Source organism: Occultella aeris, from assembly GCF_902703175.1.
Classification (GTDB): Bacteria; Actinomycetota; Actinomycetes; order Actinomycetales; family Beutenbergiaceae; genus Occultella; species Occultella aeris.
Window position 1 is genome coordinate 117,149 of sequence record NZ_CACRYJ010000068.1, and the last position, 15,751, is coordinate 132,899.

The window sequence follows — 15,751 nt, forward strand, 5'->3', positions numbered from 1 at the left end:
CTGCTCCGCTCCCATGTCACAGACGGTCGCTCTGCTTCGTCACAGGTCCCGAAGGCAGGTCTCCTGAACACTGTTGCAGAGCAAGGAGCTGGGCATGGGAGAGCAGACCACACGCACGATCGCGCTGATCACCCGGGCGAACAAGGGCATCGGACGTGCCACCGCCGCGCAACTGTCGGCGCTGGGCATGACGGTACTGATCGGCACCAGAGATGCACGACGTCGCGAGCAGGCGGCTGCGGACCTGCGCGCGGTCGGCGGTGACGTCCACGCCGTCGCCCTGGACGTCACCGACCCGGCCACCGCCCAGGCGGCTGCGAGGGAGGTCGAGGCACGCTTCGGGCACCTCGACGTGCTGATCAACAATGCCGGCATCACCGGCTCCGGCCAGGTCGCACCCCAGGACGCCCTGGATCAGGTCCCGAGCTCCGTCGACCTGGACATGGTCCGATCGGTGTTCGAGACGAATGTCCTCGGGGTCATCGCGGTGATCAATGCCATGCTCCCGCTGCTCCGGAACTCCCAGGCGCCGCGGATTGTCAACGTGAGTAGTCATGCCGCGTCGCTGACGATCAGCAGCGTCCCGGACGGCCCGCTGTCGTCAACGCCGTCGCTCCCGGTTTTGTCGAAACCGACAGCAACAAGCACAGCGGCAACCTCACGCCCGCGCAGAGTGCGGCAGTCCTGGTTCGGCCACGATCGGCACGGATGGACCGACCGGCGGGTTCTTCAGCGCGGACGGTCGCTTGCCCTGGTGACTGGTCGCCGGAGCGGGCCAGACGGATCGATCACTGTCCGGCGTGAGCTCAGCGGACCATGCGAAGCGCCGGCAGGCCATTGAACGCGGCGCCGTCGTCGGTGACGCCGTCCGGCCGGAAGCCATTGCGCTCGTAGAACCGGAGGGCGCGCGGATTGTCACTCGCGACCCACAGCTGGGCCGGCGTGCCGGGCAGGACCACTCGATCCAGCAGCCGTTGGCCGACCCCGCTGCCGTGGTACGCGGCGAGGACGTAGAGCGAGTACAGCTCGACGTCCCGTACCGGCCCGTGGGCACCGGTCGGTCGAGCCGTCCGCGCGAAGGCGAACCCAACGATCTCCTCGGCCACGAGGGCTACCCAGCGGACGGCGCCGTCAGCAAGCCACGTTCGCCAGGCTTCCTCCGCTCGCTCCAGAGTGAAGCGGTCCCAGAACGCGGTTCCCAGGCGATCGCCGTACGTCTCCCGGAACGTCGCACGGTTGATGCGTGCCAGGGAACTCGCGTCCGAGGCGGTGGACTGCCGGATCGTCGCGCGCGAGGGGTCATTTCGGTGGAGTAGCGAGCTCGTCCGGTCGAGCGCGAACTGCGACGAGGCGATGAGTTCGGCGCCCGCGCCCGCGGCTTGCCGAAGCTCCAGAGCGCGACGGAACGCCCCGGCGGCGTCCTCGATCCGGCCGGCGGCAAAGAGGGCCTTGCCCAGGTGTTGGACCATCACCGCCTGCCGAGGTCCCACGCCGGCCTGTGCCACCAGTTCCTCGTACCTGGCGATTGCCTCGTCGTGGCGGCCGAGGTCCCGCAGCACATCAGCGACCAGCGCGCGATGACGAGGGGTGTCGTTCGTGGCGAGCAGCATCTCGGCATGGGGGAGGGCTCGGTCCGGTCGGCCACTCCAGAGCTCCTCCAGCACCTGCAGGGCCTCGTCGTCGCGGTGCGCGGCATGGAACGCCGAGAGGTCGTCGATCCGGGGCAGGAGCGTCCGGGGATCGAACGACCACCCCGGACCTCCTGGCCCACCGGACGGGGTGGGATCGGGGTCGGTCACGTTCGGAACGGTATCAACCCCGAGCCCGTCAGCCCTGTGCCGGCGCCTCCTCGGCGGCCTCCGGCCCCATCTCCGGCGCAGCCTCGCCGACGGCGGCCAGCTCGTCCTCCGGGTGCGCGTGACCACCGAGGAACTGCGTCATGTAGAGGTCGTGGTAGGCCCCCTTGTCCGCGATCAGATCGTCGTGCGTGCCGCGTTCCACGATCCGGCCGTCCTCCATCATCAGGATGGTGTCCGCGTCGCGGATCGTGGACAACCGGTGCGCGATGACGAAGCTGGTCCGGTCGGTGCGGAGCGCGTTCATCGCGTGCTGGACGAGCAACTCGGTGCGCGTGTCCACGCTCGAGGTCGCCTCGTCGAGGATCAGCAGCGACGGGTTCGCGATGAACGCGCGCGCGATGGTGATCAGCTGCCGCTCGCCGGCAGAGATCGAGCCACCCTCGGCGCTCACCTCGGTGTCGTAGCCCTCGGGGAGCTGACGCACGAACCGGTCGACCATCGTGGCCTCGGCGGCAGCGATGACCTCCTCGTCCGTCGCGTCCAGCCGGCCGTACCGGATGTTCTCCATGATCGAGCCCTGGAACAGCCACGTGTCCTGCAGCACCATGCCGACCTGGCTGCGCAGGGCGGCACGGCTGAGCTTGCGGGTGTCCACGCCATCGATCAGGATCCGACCGCCATCGAGCTCGTAGAAGCGCATCACCAGGTTGACCAGCGTGGTCTTGCCGGCGCCGGTCGGGCCGACGATAGCGACCGTCTGACCCGGCTGGACCGAGAACGACAGGTCCTCGATGAGCGGCGTGTCCTTGCTGTAGGAGAACGACACCCCCTGGAACTCCACGTGCCCGTCGGTGCGCTCCGGCAGGTGCGCGTCGTCGCTGTCCGGGTCCTCCTCCTCGGCGTCGAGCAGCTCGAACGTCCGCTCCGCCGAGGCGACCCCCGAGATCAGCATGTTCGCCATCCCGGCGATCTGACCGAGCGGCTGGGAGAACTCGCGCGAGTACTGGATGAACGCCGTCGCGTCGCCGATCGTCAGCGTGCCCGACGCGACGCGGAGGCCGCCGGCGACCGCGATCAGCACGTACTGCAGGTAGTTCACGAACTGCATCGCCGGCATGATGATGCCGCTGACGAACTGGGCGCCGAACGAGCTGGTGAACAGTCCGTCGTTGCGCTTGTCGAACTCCTCGAGCATCTCCTTGTCGCGGCCGAACACGCGCACCAGTTCCAGTCCCGAGTAGGACTCCTCGATGTGCCCGTTCAGCTCGCCGGTGCTCTTCCACTGCTTGGTGAACAGCTTCTGCGACTGGGAGCCGACCACGCCGGCGATGATGGCCGACAACGGCAGCGCGATGAGCGCGAGGAGCGCGAGCTGCCAGCTGACGATGAACATCATGATGCCGATACCGATCACCTGGAGCGCGGACTGCACCAGCTGGCTGAAGGCCTGCTGCAGTGCCTGCTGCATGTTGTCGACGTCGTTCGTGACCCGCGACATCAGGTCGCCGCGCTGCCGGGTGTCGAAGTAGGACAGCGGCAGCCGGTGGATCTTCTCCTCGATCTGCCGACGCAGGTCGTAGATGACCTGCATGGTGAGCGCATTGAGGATGAACCCCTGCGCCCACATGAGGATCGACGCGACCACGTACATGACGAGGACGGTCAGGATCAGCCGGGCCAGCAGGGCGAAGTCGATCCCCATGCCGGGCACGATGCCCGCGGCGCCGGACAGGACGTCGGCGAACCGGTCGGCCCCCGGGTCATCGCTGGCCCGCAGGACCTCGATGATCTCCGCGAGGGACATGCCCGGGAACTGGTCGCCCAGCTGTCGGCCGAGGGCGCCGTCGAAGATGACGTCCATGGCCTGGCCGAGCACCTTGGGCGCGATCACGGTGAGCACCACCGACGCGGCCACCAGCACCACGACCAGGGCGAACCGCACCCGGTGTGGTCCGAACAACCCGAACAGCCGCTTCGCCGAGGGCCAGAAGGCCTTCGGCTTGCGCGCGGGTGCGCCCTCGCCGAACATCCCCATGTCGGCCTCGCCGGGGGTGAACTCCTCCAGTTCGTCCTCGGGTGCCTCGGCCACGGCGACGGCGACGCCTGGCTTCGTGGTCGACGCACCCGGGCCGTCGGCCGGGTCGACGCGGTTGTTGTTCACGTTCGGGCTCTCCTCGGAACGCTTGCGGGGGCTCATCGTGCGGCCTCGATGCTCATCTGGGACTCGACGATCTCGCGGTAGGTCTCGTTGGACTCGAGCAGTTCCTCGTGCCGGCCCTGGCCGACCACGGCGCCGTCGTCGAGGACGACGATGTTGTCCGCCTCCGAGATCGTCGAGATGCGCTGGGCAACGATGATCACGGTCGCACCACCGGTGGCGTCGTCGAGCGCGGCCCGGAGCCGGGCATCCGTCGCGACGTCGAGGGCCGAGAACGAGTCGTCGAACACGTACACCTTCGGCTGGGCGACGAGGGCCCGGGCGATGCACAGGCGCTGCCGTTGACCCCCGGAGACGTTCGTCCCGCCCTGTGCGACCTTGGCATCGAGCCCGCCCGGCTTGTCACGGACGAAGTCGGCGCCCTGCGCGACGTCCAGTGCCTGCCACAGGTCCTCGTCGTCGGCCTCGGTGTTGCCGAACCGGAGGTTCGAACCGATGGTTCCCGAGAACAGATACGGGCGCTGCGGAACGAGTCCGACCAGCCCCGCGATCTGGTGACGGGTGAGCGAACTCACGGAGACGCCGTCGATCGTCACCTGACCCGACTGCGGGTCGAAGAGCCGGGGGATCAGCTTGACCAGCGTGGTCTTTCCCGCTCCCGTCGAGCCGACGATCGCCGTGGTCGTGCCGGGCTCGGCGACGAAGCTGATGTCGTCGAGCACCGGAAGCTCGGCGCCCGGGTACCCGAAGGTGACGTGGTCGAAGACGACGCGACCGCTCGCCGGGAAGTCCTCCGTGCCCCGCTCGTGGACCGGCATCGAGGTCTCGGTCACGAGCAGTTCGTCGATGCGCTCCGCACAGACCACCGCTCGGGGGATCATCATGACCATGAACGTCCCCATCATCACGGCGACGAGGATCTGCAGCACGTACTGCAGGAACGCGCTCAGCTGACCGACGTCCATCTGGCCGGCGTCGACCCGGTGGCCGCCGAACCACAGCACGGCTGCCGTCACGATGTGCAGCACCATCATGATGATCGGGAACATCAGCACGAAGACGTTGCCGACCTTGACCGAGGTCTCGGTGATCGCAAGATTCGCGTCGCGGTACCGGTCCTCCTCGAACGGCTCGCGCACGAACGCGCGGATGACCCGCAGGCCGACGATCTGCTCGCGGGTGACGTCGTTGATGCGGTCGATCCGGTCCTGCATCAGACGGAACAGGGGCAGCAGGATCCGCACCAGCAAGCCCACGATGATGAACAGGGCGGGCACCGAGACCCAGACCAGCCAGGACAGGCCGGGGTCCTCGCGCAGGGCCATGATGATGCCACCGATGCACATGATCGGCGTCGACACCATGAAGTTCAGGGTCATCAGCACGAGCATCTGGACCTGTTGCACGTCGTTGGTGTTGCGGGTGATCAGTGAGCCGGTGCCGATCGAGGAGATGTCCAGCGCGCCGAGGCTGTCCACCTTGCGGTAGATGTCGCGTCGGATGTCGCGGCCGACCGCCATCGCAGTCTTGGCGCCGAAGTACACGGCGGCGACGGCGGTGACGGCCTGGACACCACACCAGATCAACATCTGCCGGCCGAGTTCCCAGATCAGGTCGACGTTGCCGGTGCTGACACCTTCGTCGATGATCCGGCCGTTGAGGCTGGGCAGGTAGAGGGCGGCGATCGTGGAGATCAGCTGGAGGACGACAACGGCGGCCACCCAGCGCTTGTAGGGGGAGGCGTACTGAAGGGAGAGTCGAAGCAAGGTCATGAAGGGTGCTCCCGGGAGGTGAGGTTCGAGCCGTCGTCGAGGTTAGATCAGGGGTCTGACATCGCGCATCGTCATATTGGATGATCCCTTCCATCCGCGGGCGCGGACGATGCCGGGTCGACCCGCCCGAACCTGGAGCGGTGCGCGCGGATCCAGCCCCGACACCAGCAGCAGCATCGGGCTGGCGCTTTCGCAATCTTCGCTCCAGGGCTTGACAGGTAGCGCCAAGTGCCGCCATGCTCGTGTGCGAAAGCACTTTCGCAAGAGCATCAAGACCTGAGCAACGCTGCTGAAGGGATCACTGTGAACTCGTCCGAGTCCCTGGACGCCTGGTCCGACCGCTCGGTCGTCCGACCCGGACGGGTCCTGGTCACCGGCGCCGACGGCCTGATCGGACGAGCCGTGGTGGCTGAGCTGGTGGAGGCAGGGGTCGGCGTCACGGCGCTGTCCCCGAAGTGGGACCGACCCAGCCCTGCCGACCGGATCGTGACCGGTGACGCCACCGAGGTCGCCGACGTCTCCGACGGACTTGCCGACGTCGATGCCGTGGTGCATCTCGGCGCGATCGCCCACCGTGATCTTGCGCCGCCCTACGAGGTGTACCGGACGAACACGAGCGCCACCTTCAACGTGCTCTCCCAGGCCGGGCAGCGTGGCATCTCGCGGGCGGTCATCGCGAGCAGCATCAACGCGTTCGGCGTGCCGATGAACCACCATGACGTCCAGCCCGCGTACTTCCCGATCGACGAGGAGATCCCGACTCAGATCGACGACTGGTACTCGCTGTCCAAGCGCAGCGACGAGCTGACCGCCGCGATGGCGGCGAGCCACTGGGGCATCGACGTGCTGGCCGTCCGGCTTCCGCACGTCGCGCCCCTTGACAACCTGTGCGACTACGCGGCGCGGGCGGCGCTGGCCCCGGCGCGCCTGGTCCGGGAGGGCTGGTCCTACCTCGACCTGCGCGACGCCGTGCGCGTCCTGCTGCTCGGCCTGGTCGTCCCATTCGACGGCGCCCATGTGATCGCGGTCGCAGCGCGGGACACGCTTCTCGCGACCGACACCACCACCCTGCTGGACCGGTACGCCCCAGACGTGCCCCGCCGTCGGGCCTTCACAGGCCGCGACAGCCTCATCGACACCACCCGAGCGGCGAACCTGCTCGGCTTCAGCCCGCGTCACTCGATCCACGCGTCCGAGGGCTCAGGCCCGGCGCCCGCACCCGTCGGAGCCCCGCAGTGACCACCCAGACCATCGAAACCGCTGCCTTCACGCAGCCGTGGGAGGCGCGCACGGACGTGCGGATCACCGGGGTGCGGGCCATCGTGACCGCACCCGAAGGGATCCCGCTCGTAGTGGTCCGGGTGGACACCTCCGACGAGGGCCTGTACGGACTCGGCTGCGCCACCTTCACCCAGCGCTGGCGCGCGGTCGTCAGCTTCGTCGAGGACCACCTCGCGCGGCTCGTGATCGGCCGGTACCCGGGTGACATCGAGGACCTCACCCGCCTGGCCCGGTTCTCCGCGTACTGGCGGGAGGGGCCGGTCGGCAACAATGCCATCTCCGGGCTCGACCAGGCGCTCTGGGACATCGCCGGCAAGCGGGCCGGGCTCCCGGTCCACGAACTCCTCGGCGGGCGGGTGCGGGCTGCCGCGGACACCTACATCCACGCTGGTGGGGCGGACATCGAAGCGACCCTCGACCAGGCAGAGGGGTTCGTTGCGGCAGGGTGGCGGCACGTGCGCCTGCAGGTTGCCCAGGCGGGTGCCGGCAGCTACGGGGCACCGAGGTTGGACACCGTCACGGACGCGACGGCGCCCTACCCGCGCGGCTGGCGGGTCTCCGAGTATCTGCGCCGGACGCCGCAGCTGTTCGAGGCCGCGCGGGAGCGGCTGGGGGAGGACGTCGAACTCCTGCACGACGTCCATTCGAGGCTGGATCCGAAGCAGGCGGTCACGCTCGCGCGTGCGCTCGAGCCGTACCGGCTGTTCTTCCTCGAGGACGTGCTGCCGCCGGAACACTGGGATGCGCTGCCCCAGGTCCGGGCCGCGTCCCCGGTGCCGATCGCGGTCGGCGAGCTGACCACGTCGATGACCGACGCCACCCGGCTGGTCCTGGACGGGGGAGTGGACCTGATCCGGTCACACGTGTCCATGCTCGGCGGACTCACTCCCGCGCGGAAACTGGCTGCCGCCGCCGAACTCGTCGGAGTGCGCACCGCCTGGCACGCCCCCGGGGACACGTCCCCGATCGGGGCTGCGGCCAACGTCGCCCTCGACGTGACGTCCGCCGCATTCGGGATCCAGGAAGGGCACGTGTACCACGAGGCGGTACACGAGGTGTTCCCCGGCACGCTGCGGATCGAGAACGGCTGGCTCCGGCCGAACGAGGCGCCCGGCTGGGGCATCGAGATCGATGAGATCGCCGCAGCGCGATTCCCGGCGGAACTGTCCAGGCACGACGAATGGGCCGCGCAGGTGCGCGGCCTCGACGGGGGGCTCATCGCCCCCTGACCTGATTCACCTACCCAACCCTGAAGGAGTTTCAACGATGAGACGCAGGACACGACGAGCGGCACCGCTCGCTCTCCTGGGCGTTGCCGCCATGATCCTCTCCGCGTGCAGCGGCGGCGGAAGCGGCGACGACCCCACCGATGGTGCCCCGGCCGACACCGATGCACCGGTCACCATCTCCGTCGGCGGCAAGCCGACCACCGAGAACCCCGAACAGCTCGCCGACTTCGAGCGCCGACTGGACGAGTTCACCGCGGACCACCCCAACATCACCGTGGAGGCGGAGGAGACGCTGTGGGAGGCTGACACCTTCCAGGCGCTCCTCGCCGGCGGCACGATGCCGACGGTGATGCAGGTCCCGTTCACGGAGATCGGCGCACTGATCGAACGTCAACAGGTCGCGGACATCACCGACCAGATCGAGGGGAGCGAGGTCCTTCAGCACCTCAACCCCACGGTGATGGACGTCGTGACCGATGACAGCGATCGCATCTTCGGTGTCCCGATCGCCGCGTACACCATGGGTCTGCTCTACAACCGTGCCCTGTTCGAGCAGGCCGGACTCGACCCGGACGCACCGCCACAGACCTGGGAGGAGGTCCGGGCCGCGGCGCAGGCGATCGATGAGGCCACGGACGCCCAGGGCTTCGGCACCATGACGCTGGACAACACCGGCGGGTGGATCCTCACCACGACGTCGTACGCGTTCGGCAGCACGTTGCAGAGCGACGACGGCGCAACGGCCACGATCGACAACCCGGCCACGACCGAGGTGCTCGAGTTCTACCGCTCGCTGCGGTGGGAGGACAACAGCATGGGCTCGAACTTCCTGCTGAACTACGACGACGCGGTGAACGCGTTCGCGTCGGGACAGATGGGCATGTTCGTCCAGGGGGCCGACAACTACAGCAACATGGTCGTGAACCGGGGCATGGACCCGCAGGACTTCGGGGTTGCCCCGCTCCCGCAGACCGATGAGGGTCTCGGCACGCTCGGCGGTGGCACGATCTCGATCATCAACCCCACCGCGACGCCGGAGGAGATCGCCGCCGGGCTCGAGTGGATCGAGTTCCGGAGCTTCCAACAGTTCACGGACGAGGAGGTCGCAGTCGCGAACGCCGAGGCGGCGGCCGCGGACGGGCTGGCTGTCGGGGCGCCCGGGCTGCCGGTGGTCAACGCGGAACTGGACGCGCAGTACCTCGAATGGATCGCCCCGGTGATCAATGTGCCGCGTGAGAACTACGAGCTGTACCTCAGCACGGTCGAGGACATCCCCCTGATCCCCGAACCTTCCGTGAAGGCTCAGGAACTGTACGCGAGCCTCGACCCGGTGGTGCAGGCGGTCCTGACCCGGGAGGACGCGGACATCGACCAGCTCCTGACCGATGCACAGGGCACCGTGCAGGCAGCGCTCGACGCCGGATGAGTCCACGGCGGCGCGGTCGCCGATGGGCCGCGCCGCCGCCGTCCCCGATAGGAGGTCCTGCATGGTTGCCCTCGATGACCCACCGGCCGTCGCGCACCGATCCAGCCCGACGCGCCGTCGCCAGCGTTCCCCGATGACGTGGCTGCGGCGTGGCGGGCTCACCACCCTCGTGTTTTTCCTTCCGCTCCTGCTCTCATTCGCGTACTTCTCCTGGTGGCCGATCCTGCGTAGCCTCGTGCTCAGCCTCCAGCAGACGAACTTCATCGTCACAGAGTGGGTCGGACTGGCCAACTTCGAGCGTGTTCTCGCCGACCCGCTTCTGCTGACGGCGGTCTGGAACACCACCTACTTCACCCTGCTCGCCGTCGCCATCGGGTTCCCGGTGCCGATCCTGCTCGCCGTGCTCATCGCCGAGATGCGCCGGACCCGTGGCTTCGCCTCGGTGCTCGCCTACCTGCCGGTCATCATCCCGCCGGTGGTCTCGGTGCTGCTCTGGAAGACCTTCTACCGTCCCGACGAGGCCGGCCTGTTCAACACGATCCTTGGGTGGTTCGGGCTCGGACCTTTGCCCTGGCTGAACGATCCGAACCTGGTCATCCCGGCCATCGTCGTGCAGGCCACCTGGGCGAGCTTCGGTACCGCCGTCATCATCTACCTAGCGACGCTGATGACGATCCGCACGGAGCTCTACGAGGCCGCCGAGATCGACGGCGCGAGCATCCTGCGCAGGTTCTGGCACGTCACCCTGCCGCAGATGCGAGGCATCCTGCTCATCATGCTGCTGCTGCAGCTGATCGGGACGTTCCAGGTGTTCACCGAGCCCTACATCATGACAGGCGGCGGGCCCGAGAACCGGAGCATGACCCTGCTCCTGCTCATCTACCGTTACGCCTTCGTCTCCGGGGACTACGGCCGGGCCACCGCGCTGAGCCTGTTGCTCGCGCTGGCGCTCTCGCTGCTCTCGGCGATCTACCTCTGGGCCACCCGACGTTGGAGCACCTCATGACGAACGCGACGACCCAGCCGGCGACCGTGGCGCCGACCCCTCCCCGCCGACGTCGCGCCAGGCCGGAGGATGTGCGCGACGAACGCAGCATCATCTCCACGATGGACCGCAAGTCACCACTCGTACGGGGGGTGGTTGCCGTCGCCGGTGGACTGCTGCTGGTCGCCCTCGTGATCACGTGTGCCGGACCGCTGTTCTGGCTCTTCAAGGCGGCGACCTCCACGTCGACCGAGACCCTCGCGCAGCCGTTCGGACTGTGGCCGAGCGGGTTGCACTGGGAGAACGTGACCGCCGCGTGGAGCACGGTCAGGTTCGGCACCTACCTGCGCAACACGCTCATCATCTGTGCGGGGTCGTGGTTCTTCGGGCTCCTCGTCGCCACGACCGGTGGCTACGGCATCGCGGTGCTGCGGCCCGCCTACGCGAAGGTGGTCGAGATCGCGGTGCTGGCGACCCTGTTCATCCCGGGTGTGATCTCGCTGGTCGCGTTGTACCTGACCGTGGTGAACCTGCCGCTGCTGAACGTGAACCTGCTGAACACGTTCTGGGCGGTCTGGCTCCCGGCTTCGGCGAGCGCCTTCAACGTGCTTCTCGTCTCGCGCTACTTCCAGGCCATCCCACGTGAGCTGTTCGAGGCTGCCCGGATCGACGGCGCCGGTGCTTTCCGGGTGTTCTGGAGCCTGGTCCTACCGCTTGCCAAGCCGATCCTCGGGGTGGTGTCCCTGCTGACGATCATCGGCGCGTACAAGGACTTCCTGTGGCCCCTGCTGGCGCTGCCCGACCACGACCTGCAGCCGATCTCGGTGGCTCTGCCTCGGGTGGAGTCCAGCACCGACCTCGGAGTGTTCATGGCGGCCCTGTTCATCTCGGTGGTCATCCCGGTCGCACTGTTCCTGGCGTTCCAGCGCCAGTTCCTGCGGGCCGCCGGCAGCGCTGGGGCGATCAAGGGCTGAGGTGTCTCAGCCGGTCGTCTCGCCGACGATCAGCGTGGGTGGCTGGTAGTGCAGCCCGGGCGACTGTTCGCCACCGAGCAGGTGCGCAGCGGCCGCCTCGCCCATCCCGGTCAGACCGACGTCGATCGTGGTCAGGTGGCGCTCGGACTGGTTGATGATCAGACCCTCCCAGTTGTCGACGCCGACGAGGGCGACATCCTGCGGCACCTGCACGCCGGCGGCGGCGAACACGTTCTCAACGCCTCGGGCGATGTGGTCGTTCCCGCCGAACACCGCGTCGATCTCCCAGTTCTCCGCGAGCATCCGTTGGGCCGCGGTTCGTCCCCATGCCTCGGTCCACGATCCGTGGAGCACCTCGTGCGTGAGGGTCACGCCGGCCTCCGAGAGAGTCTCTCGCAGCCCTTCGATGCGCAGCTGGGCCGCCAGGTCGTCCGCCTCGGCGGTGACGTGCGCGATGCGTCGGCGCCCGAGGGCTAGCAGGTGGTCACCCGCCATCCGCCCGATCGCCCGATTGTCCGGGACGAACATGACGTCGTCCGGTTCGTCGGAAAGGGTGAACGCGTAGGTGACCGGCACCGAGAACTCGGCGGAGACCGAACGGGTCCGGTGATGCAGACCCTCGCCGACCACCAGCACGCCGTCGATCCGGCGGGCGTTCAGGGCCCGGATGCTCTCCGCCATGTCGTCTCGGCGCCGCAGGCGGGCGTCGTAGAGCAATACCGCTTGCTCATGCTGGCCGAGGTAGGTCGCGGCGCCGATGATCACGGGGCGGGCGAACGTGCTCTCGGCGCGGTCGGTGAGGACGGCCACCGTCCGACTCCGGCCGAGCGCGAGGGACTGCGCCAGCCCGTTCGGTCGGAAGTCGAGCCGAAGGGCTGTCTCCTCGATCCGCTGACGCGTTGCTGCCGAAATCCGACCTCCGCCGTTGAGTGCCTTCGAAGCGGTCGAGAGCGACACGCCGGCGACTGCCGCGACGTCGCTGAGCGTGACCTTCTTCTTCGAGACCGCCATGGTCGCAATCGTAGTGCGTCGGCCACCGCATTGGGCGGATGCCGCGCGAAAGCGATTTCTCAGGTCGGCGTCGTCATACGGAGCTTCGAGTGCGGAGCACGGCGGTCGCTGTGAGCGAGACCGGCCGGTCCGGATCGTCGACGAGTGCCTCGAGGATGGTCCTGGCCGCGACGCCGGGGACGTCCGCGAGCGCGGTCGCGAGGCGCTGTCTGGACGCGGCGCCCGCCCCGGGCAGCGCGTCGGCGAGAGCGCCCGCGATCTCGTCGCCGCGGTCGTGGCGTTCGGCGAGCGTGCCCAGCGCGCCGGCGGCTGCCACGTCGTCGGAACCGTCGACGACCATGGCGACGAGCTCTGGGACGGCGTCGAGATCGCCCCGCGACCCCCGCGCGAGGGCCGCGCGCGCCCGAACGATCGGGTCCTCGTGCCGGAGGGCACCGGCAAGGATCGCGTCGGCGCCGGACGACTCGAACTTCGTCAGTGCGACCACCGCGCGTTGCCGCCGATCGGCGTCGGCGGAGGCCAGCGCGTGCGCGAGCACCCCGAGGGCTGCCTCCCCGGTCCGGGCGAGGGCCCACTGGAGCGCGCCGGCAGCATTGGGCTCCGCCTCGGAGAGCACAGCCTCGGCGAGGACGACCGCGTCACTCGACCGGCCGCCGTCGGGCATCGACAGCGCGACGCGCTGACGCGCCGCGCTGCCCGCGTCGAGCGCCCGCATGAGGCCGATCGTGCGCAGCACGTCGGACCAGTCGGCGGGTTCGCTCGCGCGCACCTGCCCGAGCCGGCCGAGCAGCTCCTGCTCGCGCGCGAGACGCTCGCTGGTGCGCTCGAGGAGCTGCACCACCATGGCCGCCGGGCTGAACGAGAGGTCCTCGAGCGCACCGCCGATCTCGGCAAGAGTGAGTCCGAGCGCCCGGAGCCCTTCCACGTGGAAGAGACGCCGGACGTCGTCTGGCGAGTACTGCCGGTACCCGCCTGCCGTCCGCCCGGTCGGTCGGACCAGCCCGATGGCGTCGTAGTGTCGCAACATCCGGGCGCTGATCCCGGACCGCTCGGAGACCTCGCCGATCAGCATCGGCTCATTCCCGCACCTCGGGCGAACCGAGGAGTGCGAGGACCCGGTTCGCCTCATGGACCGCCGCCTCGAACCCCTCGTCGGGGTTCTCGATGAGCCGTTCGGTCGCCATCGCGTGCCTGCGCACCCCGGTGTCCGGGTGTGCCTTCGCCCGCTCCACGACGGCGGAGGCCGGGTCCCCGAGGGCGACGAGGGCCCGGCTGAGGCTGCGTTGGACATCGTGGTCGCCCCGGTCGAACTGCGTTGCCAGGACCTCGGCGAGCTCGGCGACGCCATCCGGCGGGACGACGGCGACGGCGGCGCGCCACGCGGCGCGGGCGACCTCCGCGTCGTCGTCCTGGAGCAGCGCAGTGGTGATCGCTGGCCAGGTCCGCGGGTCGCCGAACTTCGACAGCGTGTGCAGCGACTGGCTCCGCGCCTGCGGGATCTGCGACGTCAGCTCGCGCAGTACCCGGTCGACGGTGGCCGGCGCGCCGTGCCGGGTGAGCGCCCAGGTGAGCATGTCGCGGACGTAGAAGTCCGGTTCGACCGCGCACCGCTCCACCAGCACCTCGACGTACTCGGGCCTGGGGTATGTTCCGGCGGACAGCGCCGCCTGCAGGCGCGCCGACGGGTCGGGGGCCTGCAGCCGCGTTCGTAGGGACTGTGCGCCGTGGTGACGCGTATGGGTCATGGTGACCACCTCCACCCTCCATGACAGACCTTGTCACAGTGAGAAGGTCAAGCGCGGGCATCACCACCCGTAGAAGCGCGAGCCACCCGGGATCATCGCGAGCACGAACGGAACGAGGAACAGTGCGGCTGCGAAAGCCCAGCCACCAGTGAGCCGGCGGGGCCTGGGCGGCACCAGCTTCCGCTGCCACCATGGGACCGGCTCGAGGATCAGGTAGGCCAGCCAGATCGGGGCTGCCGCGCAGGTGAGCCAGAACCACGCCCACTTCGTCGCGAGCCGGGGTTGCGGGCCCACGACGAGCAGGATCAGCGCAGCCGTGGCGGCGAACGCGGCGAGGCTGACCTGGACGCCCGGCTGATCCCAGCCCTGGCGTTGGGTGACCGCCACGGGCGCCGGCGAGTCCTCGGCGGCCGCGAGGATGGTGGCGCCCTCGTCGACGTATGGCGACCCGGCGAAGGTCGAGAGCTCGTAGCGGGCCACGCCATGACCGGAGTCACCGGACCACTCCACCCAGAACGTTCCCTGGCCCTCCCCGCCGGCCGGCAGCCGCTCGATCGTCAGTTCGGACACGCGACCGGCGCGTAGGTCGTTGCGCAGTTCGTCGACCGTCCGCTCCACAGGTTGCAGGGCGATCTGGACGAGGCCCGCGACCATCAGGACGGCGATCAGCGCGCGCACCACCAGGCCGAGCGGTCCCGACGGGAGCACCAGCGATGCGCCCGGGGGCGCGCCCAGGTCGTTCTCGAGCAGTCGCTGCCCATCCCCGCCCGTACCGGCCCCCATGGCCCCTCCTCGACGTGAGTCACGACCCTACCGGTGCCGGCCCGGGCGGGGGGATACCTTGGGGAGGTGACCACCGCGATGTCGGCACAGCCCACCGGGTCGAACTCGCAGCGAGCCGGCGCCGTGCGAATGAGCCTGCGGCGGGCGGCCTGGGCGTCCCTCGGTATCGTGCTCGTGCTGGCGGCGAGTGCGGCCGTGCGGTCGCTTGGCGTGTCGTCGCTTCCCGCTTTCGTCGGCTACGCGTTGTTGGTCTGGGCCCTCCTGCCCGTGCTCGTGACAGTCGTGGTCGTCTGCGTCGTCTCGCTCGGCTCCGGCAGACCACTGTCGATGGCGCCGACGGCGATCCTCGCCGGGCTCGCGCTGGCGGGCTGGGTCTCCTGGGGCGTGGGACTGCCGATCGGTATCGCCTACGGACTGCCGCTCGGGCTCGGTGCAGCCGGGGCAGGCTGGGCGGCCGGCAGCAGTCGGCGGGCGGTGGCCCGGGTGGTGGCCGTGACGGTGATCGTCGTCGTCACGGTCGTGTTCTCGGCCACCGTGACGACGGCGGCCTGATCAACTCGTGACCAGTTGCAAGGTCGCGGCGCCGAT

At 69.1% G+C, this 15,751-nt stretch carries 14 protein-coding genes; 7 read left to right on the forward strand and 7 right to left on the reverse strand.

Features of this window, described 5'->3' with window-relative positions; genetic code table 11:
• The first annotated feature begins 94 nt into the window (after positions 1–94).
• Positions 95–841 carry an SDR family NAD(P)-dependent oxidoreductase gene (locus tag HALOF300_RS24290; RefSeq protein WP_231955731.1) on the forward strand — a complete coding sequence of 249 codons (747 nt, stop codon included), beginning with the start codon at positions 95–97 and terminating at the stop codon, positions 839–841.
• Here HALOF300_RS24290 and HALOF300_RS24295 read toward each other — a convergent pair.
• Genes HALOF300_RS24295 through HALOF300_RS24310 form a run of 3 tightly spaced genes read right to left on the reverse strand, consistent with a single transcriptional unit; the run spans position 807 to position 5,729 of the window.
• Complete coding sequence (locus HALOF300_RS24295; RefSeq protein ID WP_231955732.1) at positions 807–1,799, reverse strand: GNAT family N-acetyltransferase; 993 nt, start codon at positions 1,797–1,799, stop codon at positions 807–809. The two genes, HALOF300_RS24290 and HALOF300_RS24295, sit on opposite strands and share 35 nt — an antisense overlap.
• A gap of 28 nt (positions 1,800–1,827) precedes the next feature.
• Positions 1,828–3,996 carry an ABC transporter ATP-binding protein gene (locus HALOF300_RS24305; protein WP_156743460.1) on the reverse strand — a complete coding sequence of 723 codons (2,169 nt, stop codon included), beginning with the start codon at positions 3,994–3,996 and terminating at the stop codon, positions 1,828–1,830.
• The gene (locus HALOF300_RS24310) at positions 3,993–5,729 is read right to left on the reverse strand and encodes an ABC transporter ATP-binding protein (protein WP_156743461.1); all 1,737 of its coding nucleotides are present in this window, start codon (positions 5,727–5,729) and stop codon (positions 3,993–3,995) included. The genes HALOF300_RS24305 and HALOF300_RS24310 overlap by 4 nt, the downstream gene beginning before the upstream one ends.
• 303 nt (positions 5,730–6,032) lie before the next feature.
• Between HALOF300_RS24310 and HALOF300_RS24315 the strand changes: the two genes are divergently transcribed.
• The 5 genes from HALOF300_RS24315 to HALOF300_RS24335 all read left to right on the forward strand — a co-directional run bounded on the left by HALOF300_RS24315 (position 6,033) and on the right by HALOF300_RS24335 (position 11,624).
• On the forward strand, positions 6,033–6,968 hold the full coding sequence (locus tag HALOF300_RS24315) for an NAD-dependent epimerase/dehydratase family protein (RefSeq protein ID WP_156743462.1): 936 nt from the start codon (positions 6,033–6,035) through the stop codon (positions 6,966–6,968).
• Entirely contained in the window at positions 6,965–8,239 is a 1,275-nt protein-coding gene (locus HALOF300_RS24320) for an enolase C-terminal domain-like protein (protein ID WP_231955733.1), read from the forward strand. Before HALOF300_RS24315 ends, HALOF300_RS24320 begins: the two co-directional genes overlap by 4 nt.
• A 37-nt stretch (positions 8,240–8,276) precedes the next feature.
• The gene (locus HALOF300_RS24325) at positions 8,277–9,665 is read left to right on the forward strand and encodes an ABC transporter substrate-binding protein (protein ID WP_197522812.1); all 1,389 of its coding nucleotides are present in this window, start codon (positions 8,277–8,279) and stop codon (positions 9,663–9,665) included.
• A gap of 61 nt (positions 9,666–9,726) precedes the next feature.
• Entirely contained in the window at positions 9,727–10,671 is a 945-nt protein-coding gene (locus HALOF300_RS24330; RefSeq protein WP_156743464.1) for a carbohydrate ABC transporter permease, read from the forward strand.
• The gene (locus HALOF300_RS24335) at positions 10,668–11,624 is read left to right on the forward strand and encodes a carbohydrate ABC transporter permease (RefSeq protein ID WP_231955734.1); all 957 of its coding nucleotides are present in this window, start codon (positions 10,668–10,670) and stop codon (positions 11,622–11,624) included. The genes HALOF300_RS24330 and HALOF300_RS24335 overlap by 4 nt, the downstream gene beginning before the upstream one ends.
• 6 nt (positions 11,625–11,630) lie before the next feature.
• Here the strand turns inward: HALOF300_RS24335 and HALOF300_RS24340 are convergent, their stop codons facing one another.
• The 4 genes from HALOF300_RS24340 to HALOF300_RS24355 form a co-directional block, all read right to left on the reverse strand.
• The gene (locus HALOF300_RS24340; RefSeq protein ID WP_156743465.1) at positions 11,631–12,635 is read right to left on the reverse strand and encodes a LacI family DNA-binding transcriptional regulator; all 1,005 of its coding nucleotides are present in this window, start codon (positions 12,633–12,635) and stop codon (positions 11,631–11,633) included.
• Between the two features lie 73 nt (positions 12,636–12,708).
• Complete coding sequence (locus HALOF300_RS24345) at positions 12,709–13,707, reverse strand: MerR family transcriptional regulator (protein ID WP_156743466.1); 999 nt, start codon at positions 13,705–13,707, stop codon at positions 12,709–12,711.
• A 4-nt stretch (positions 13,708–13,711) separates the two neighbouring features.
• On the reverse strand, positions 13,712–14,380 hold the full coding sequence (locus tag HALOF300_RS24350; protein ID WP_156743467.1) for a HEAT repeat domain-containing protein: 669 nt from the start codon (positions 14,378–14,380) through the stop codon (positions 13,712–13,714).
• Positions 14,381–14,440: 60 nt separating this feature from the next.
• Positions 14,441–15,163 (reverse strand): hypothetical protein, encoded by a 723-nt coding sequence (locus tag HALOF300_RS24355; RefSeq protein WP_156743468.1) that lies wholly within the window; start codon positions 15,161–15,163, stop codon positions 14,441–14,443.
• A 66-nt stretch (positions 15,164–15,229) separates the two neighbouring features.
• Between HALOF300_RS24355 and HALOF300_RS24360 the strand changes: the two genes are divergently transcribed.
• The gene (locus HALOF300_RS24360) at positions 15,230–15,715 is read left to right on the forward strand and encodes a hypothetical protein (RefSeq protein ID WP_156743469.1); all 486 of its coding nucleotides are present in this window, start codon (positions 15,230–15,232) and stop codon (positions 15,713–15,715) included.
• Positions 15,716–15,751: the final 36 nt, after the last annotated feature.

Excerpts from the sequence above, each read along its gene's own strand:
- HALOF300_RS24290 (WP_231955731.1), top strand. The coding sequence starts at position 95 with ATGGGAGAGCAGACCACACGCACGATCGCGCTGATCACCCGGGCGAAC.
- HALOF300_RS24305 (WP_156743460.1), bottom strand. The coding sequence starts at position 3,996 with ATGAGCCCCCGCAAGCGTTCCGAGGAGAGCCCGAACGTGAACAACAAC.
- HALOF300_RS24310 (WP_156743461.1), bottom strand. The coding sequence starts at position 5,729 with ATGACCTTGCTTCGACTCTCCCTTCAGTACGCCTCCCCCTACAAGCGC.
- HALOF300_RS24325 (WP_197522812.1), top strand. The coding sequence starts at position 8,277 with ATGAGACGCAGGACACGACGAGCGGCACCGCTCGCTCTCCTGGGCGTT.
- HALOF300_RS24330 (WP_156743464.1), top strand. The coding sequence starts at position 9,727 with ATGGTTGCCCTCGATGACCCACCGGCCGTCGCGCACCGATCCAGCCCG.
- HALOF300_RS24335 (WP_231955734.1), top strand. The coding sequence starts at position 10,668 with ATGACGAACGCGACGACCCAGCCGGCGACCGTGGCGCCGACCCCTCCC.
- HALOF300_RS24340 (WP_156743465.1), bottom strand. The coding sequence starts at position 12,635 with ATGGCGGTCTCGAAGAAGAAGGTCACGCTCAGCGACGTCGCGGCAGTC.
- HALOF300_RS24345 (WP_156743466.1), bottom strand. The coding sequence starts at position 13,707 with ATGCTGATCGGCGAGGTCTCCGAGCGGTCCGGGATCAGCGCCCGGATG.
- HALOF300_RS24350 (WP_156743467.1), bottom strand. The coding sequence starts at position 14,380 with ATGACCCATACGCGTCACCACGGCGCACAGTCCCTACGAACGCGGCTG.
- HALOF300_RS24355 (WP_156743468.1), bottom strand. The coding sequence starts at position 15,163 with ATGGGGGCCGGTACGGGCGGGGATGGGCAGCGACTGCTCGAGAACGAC.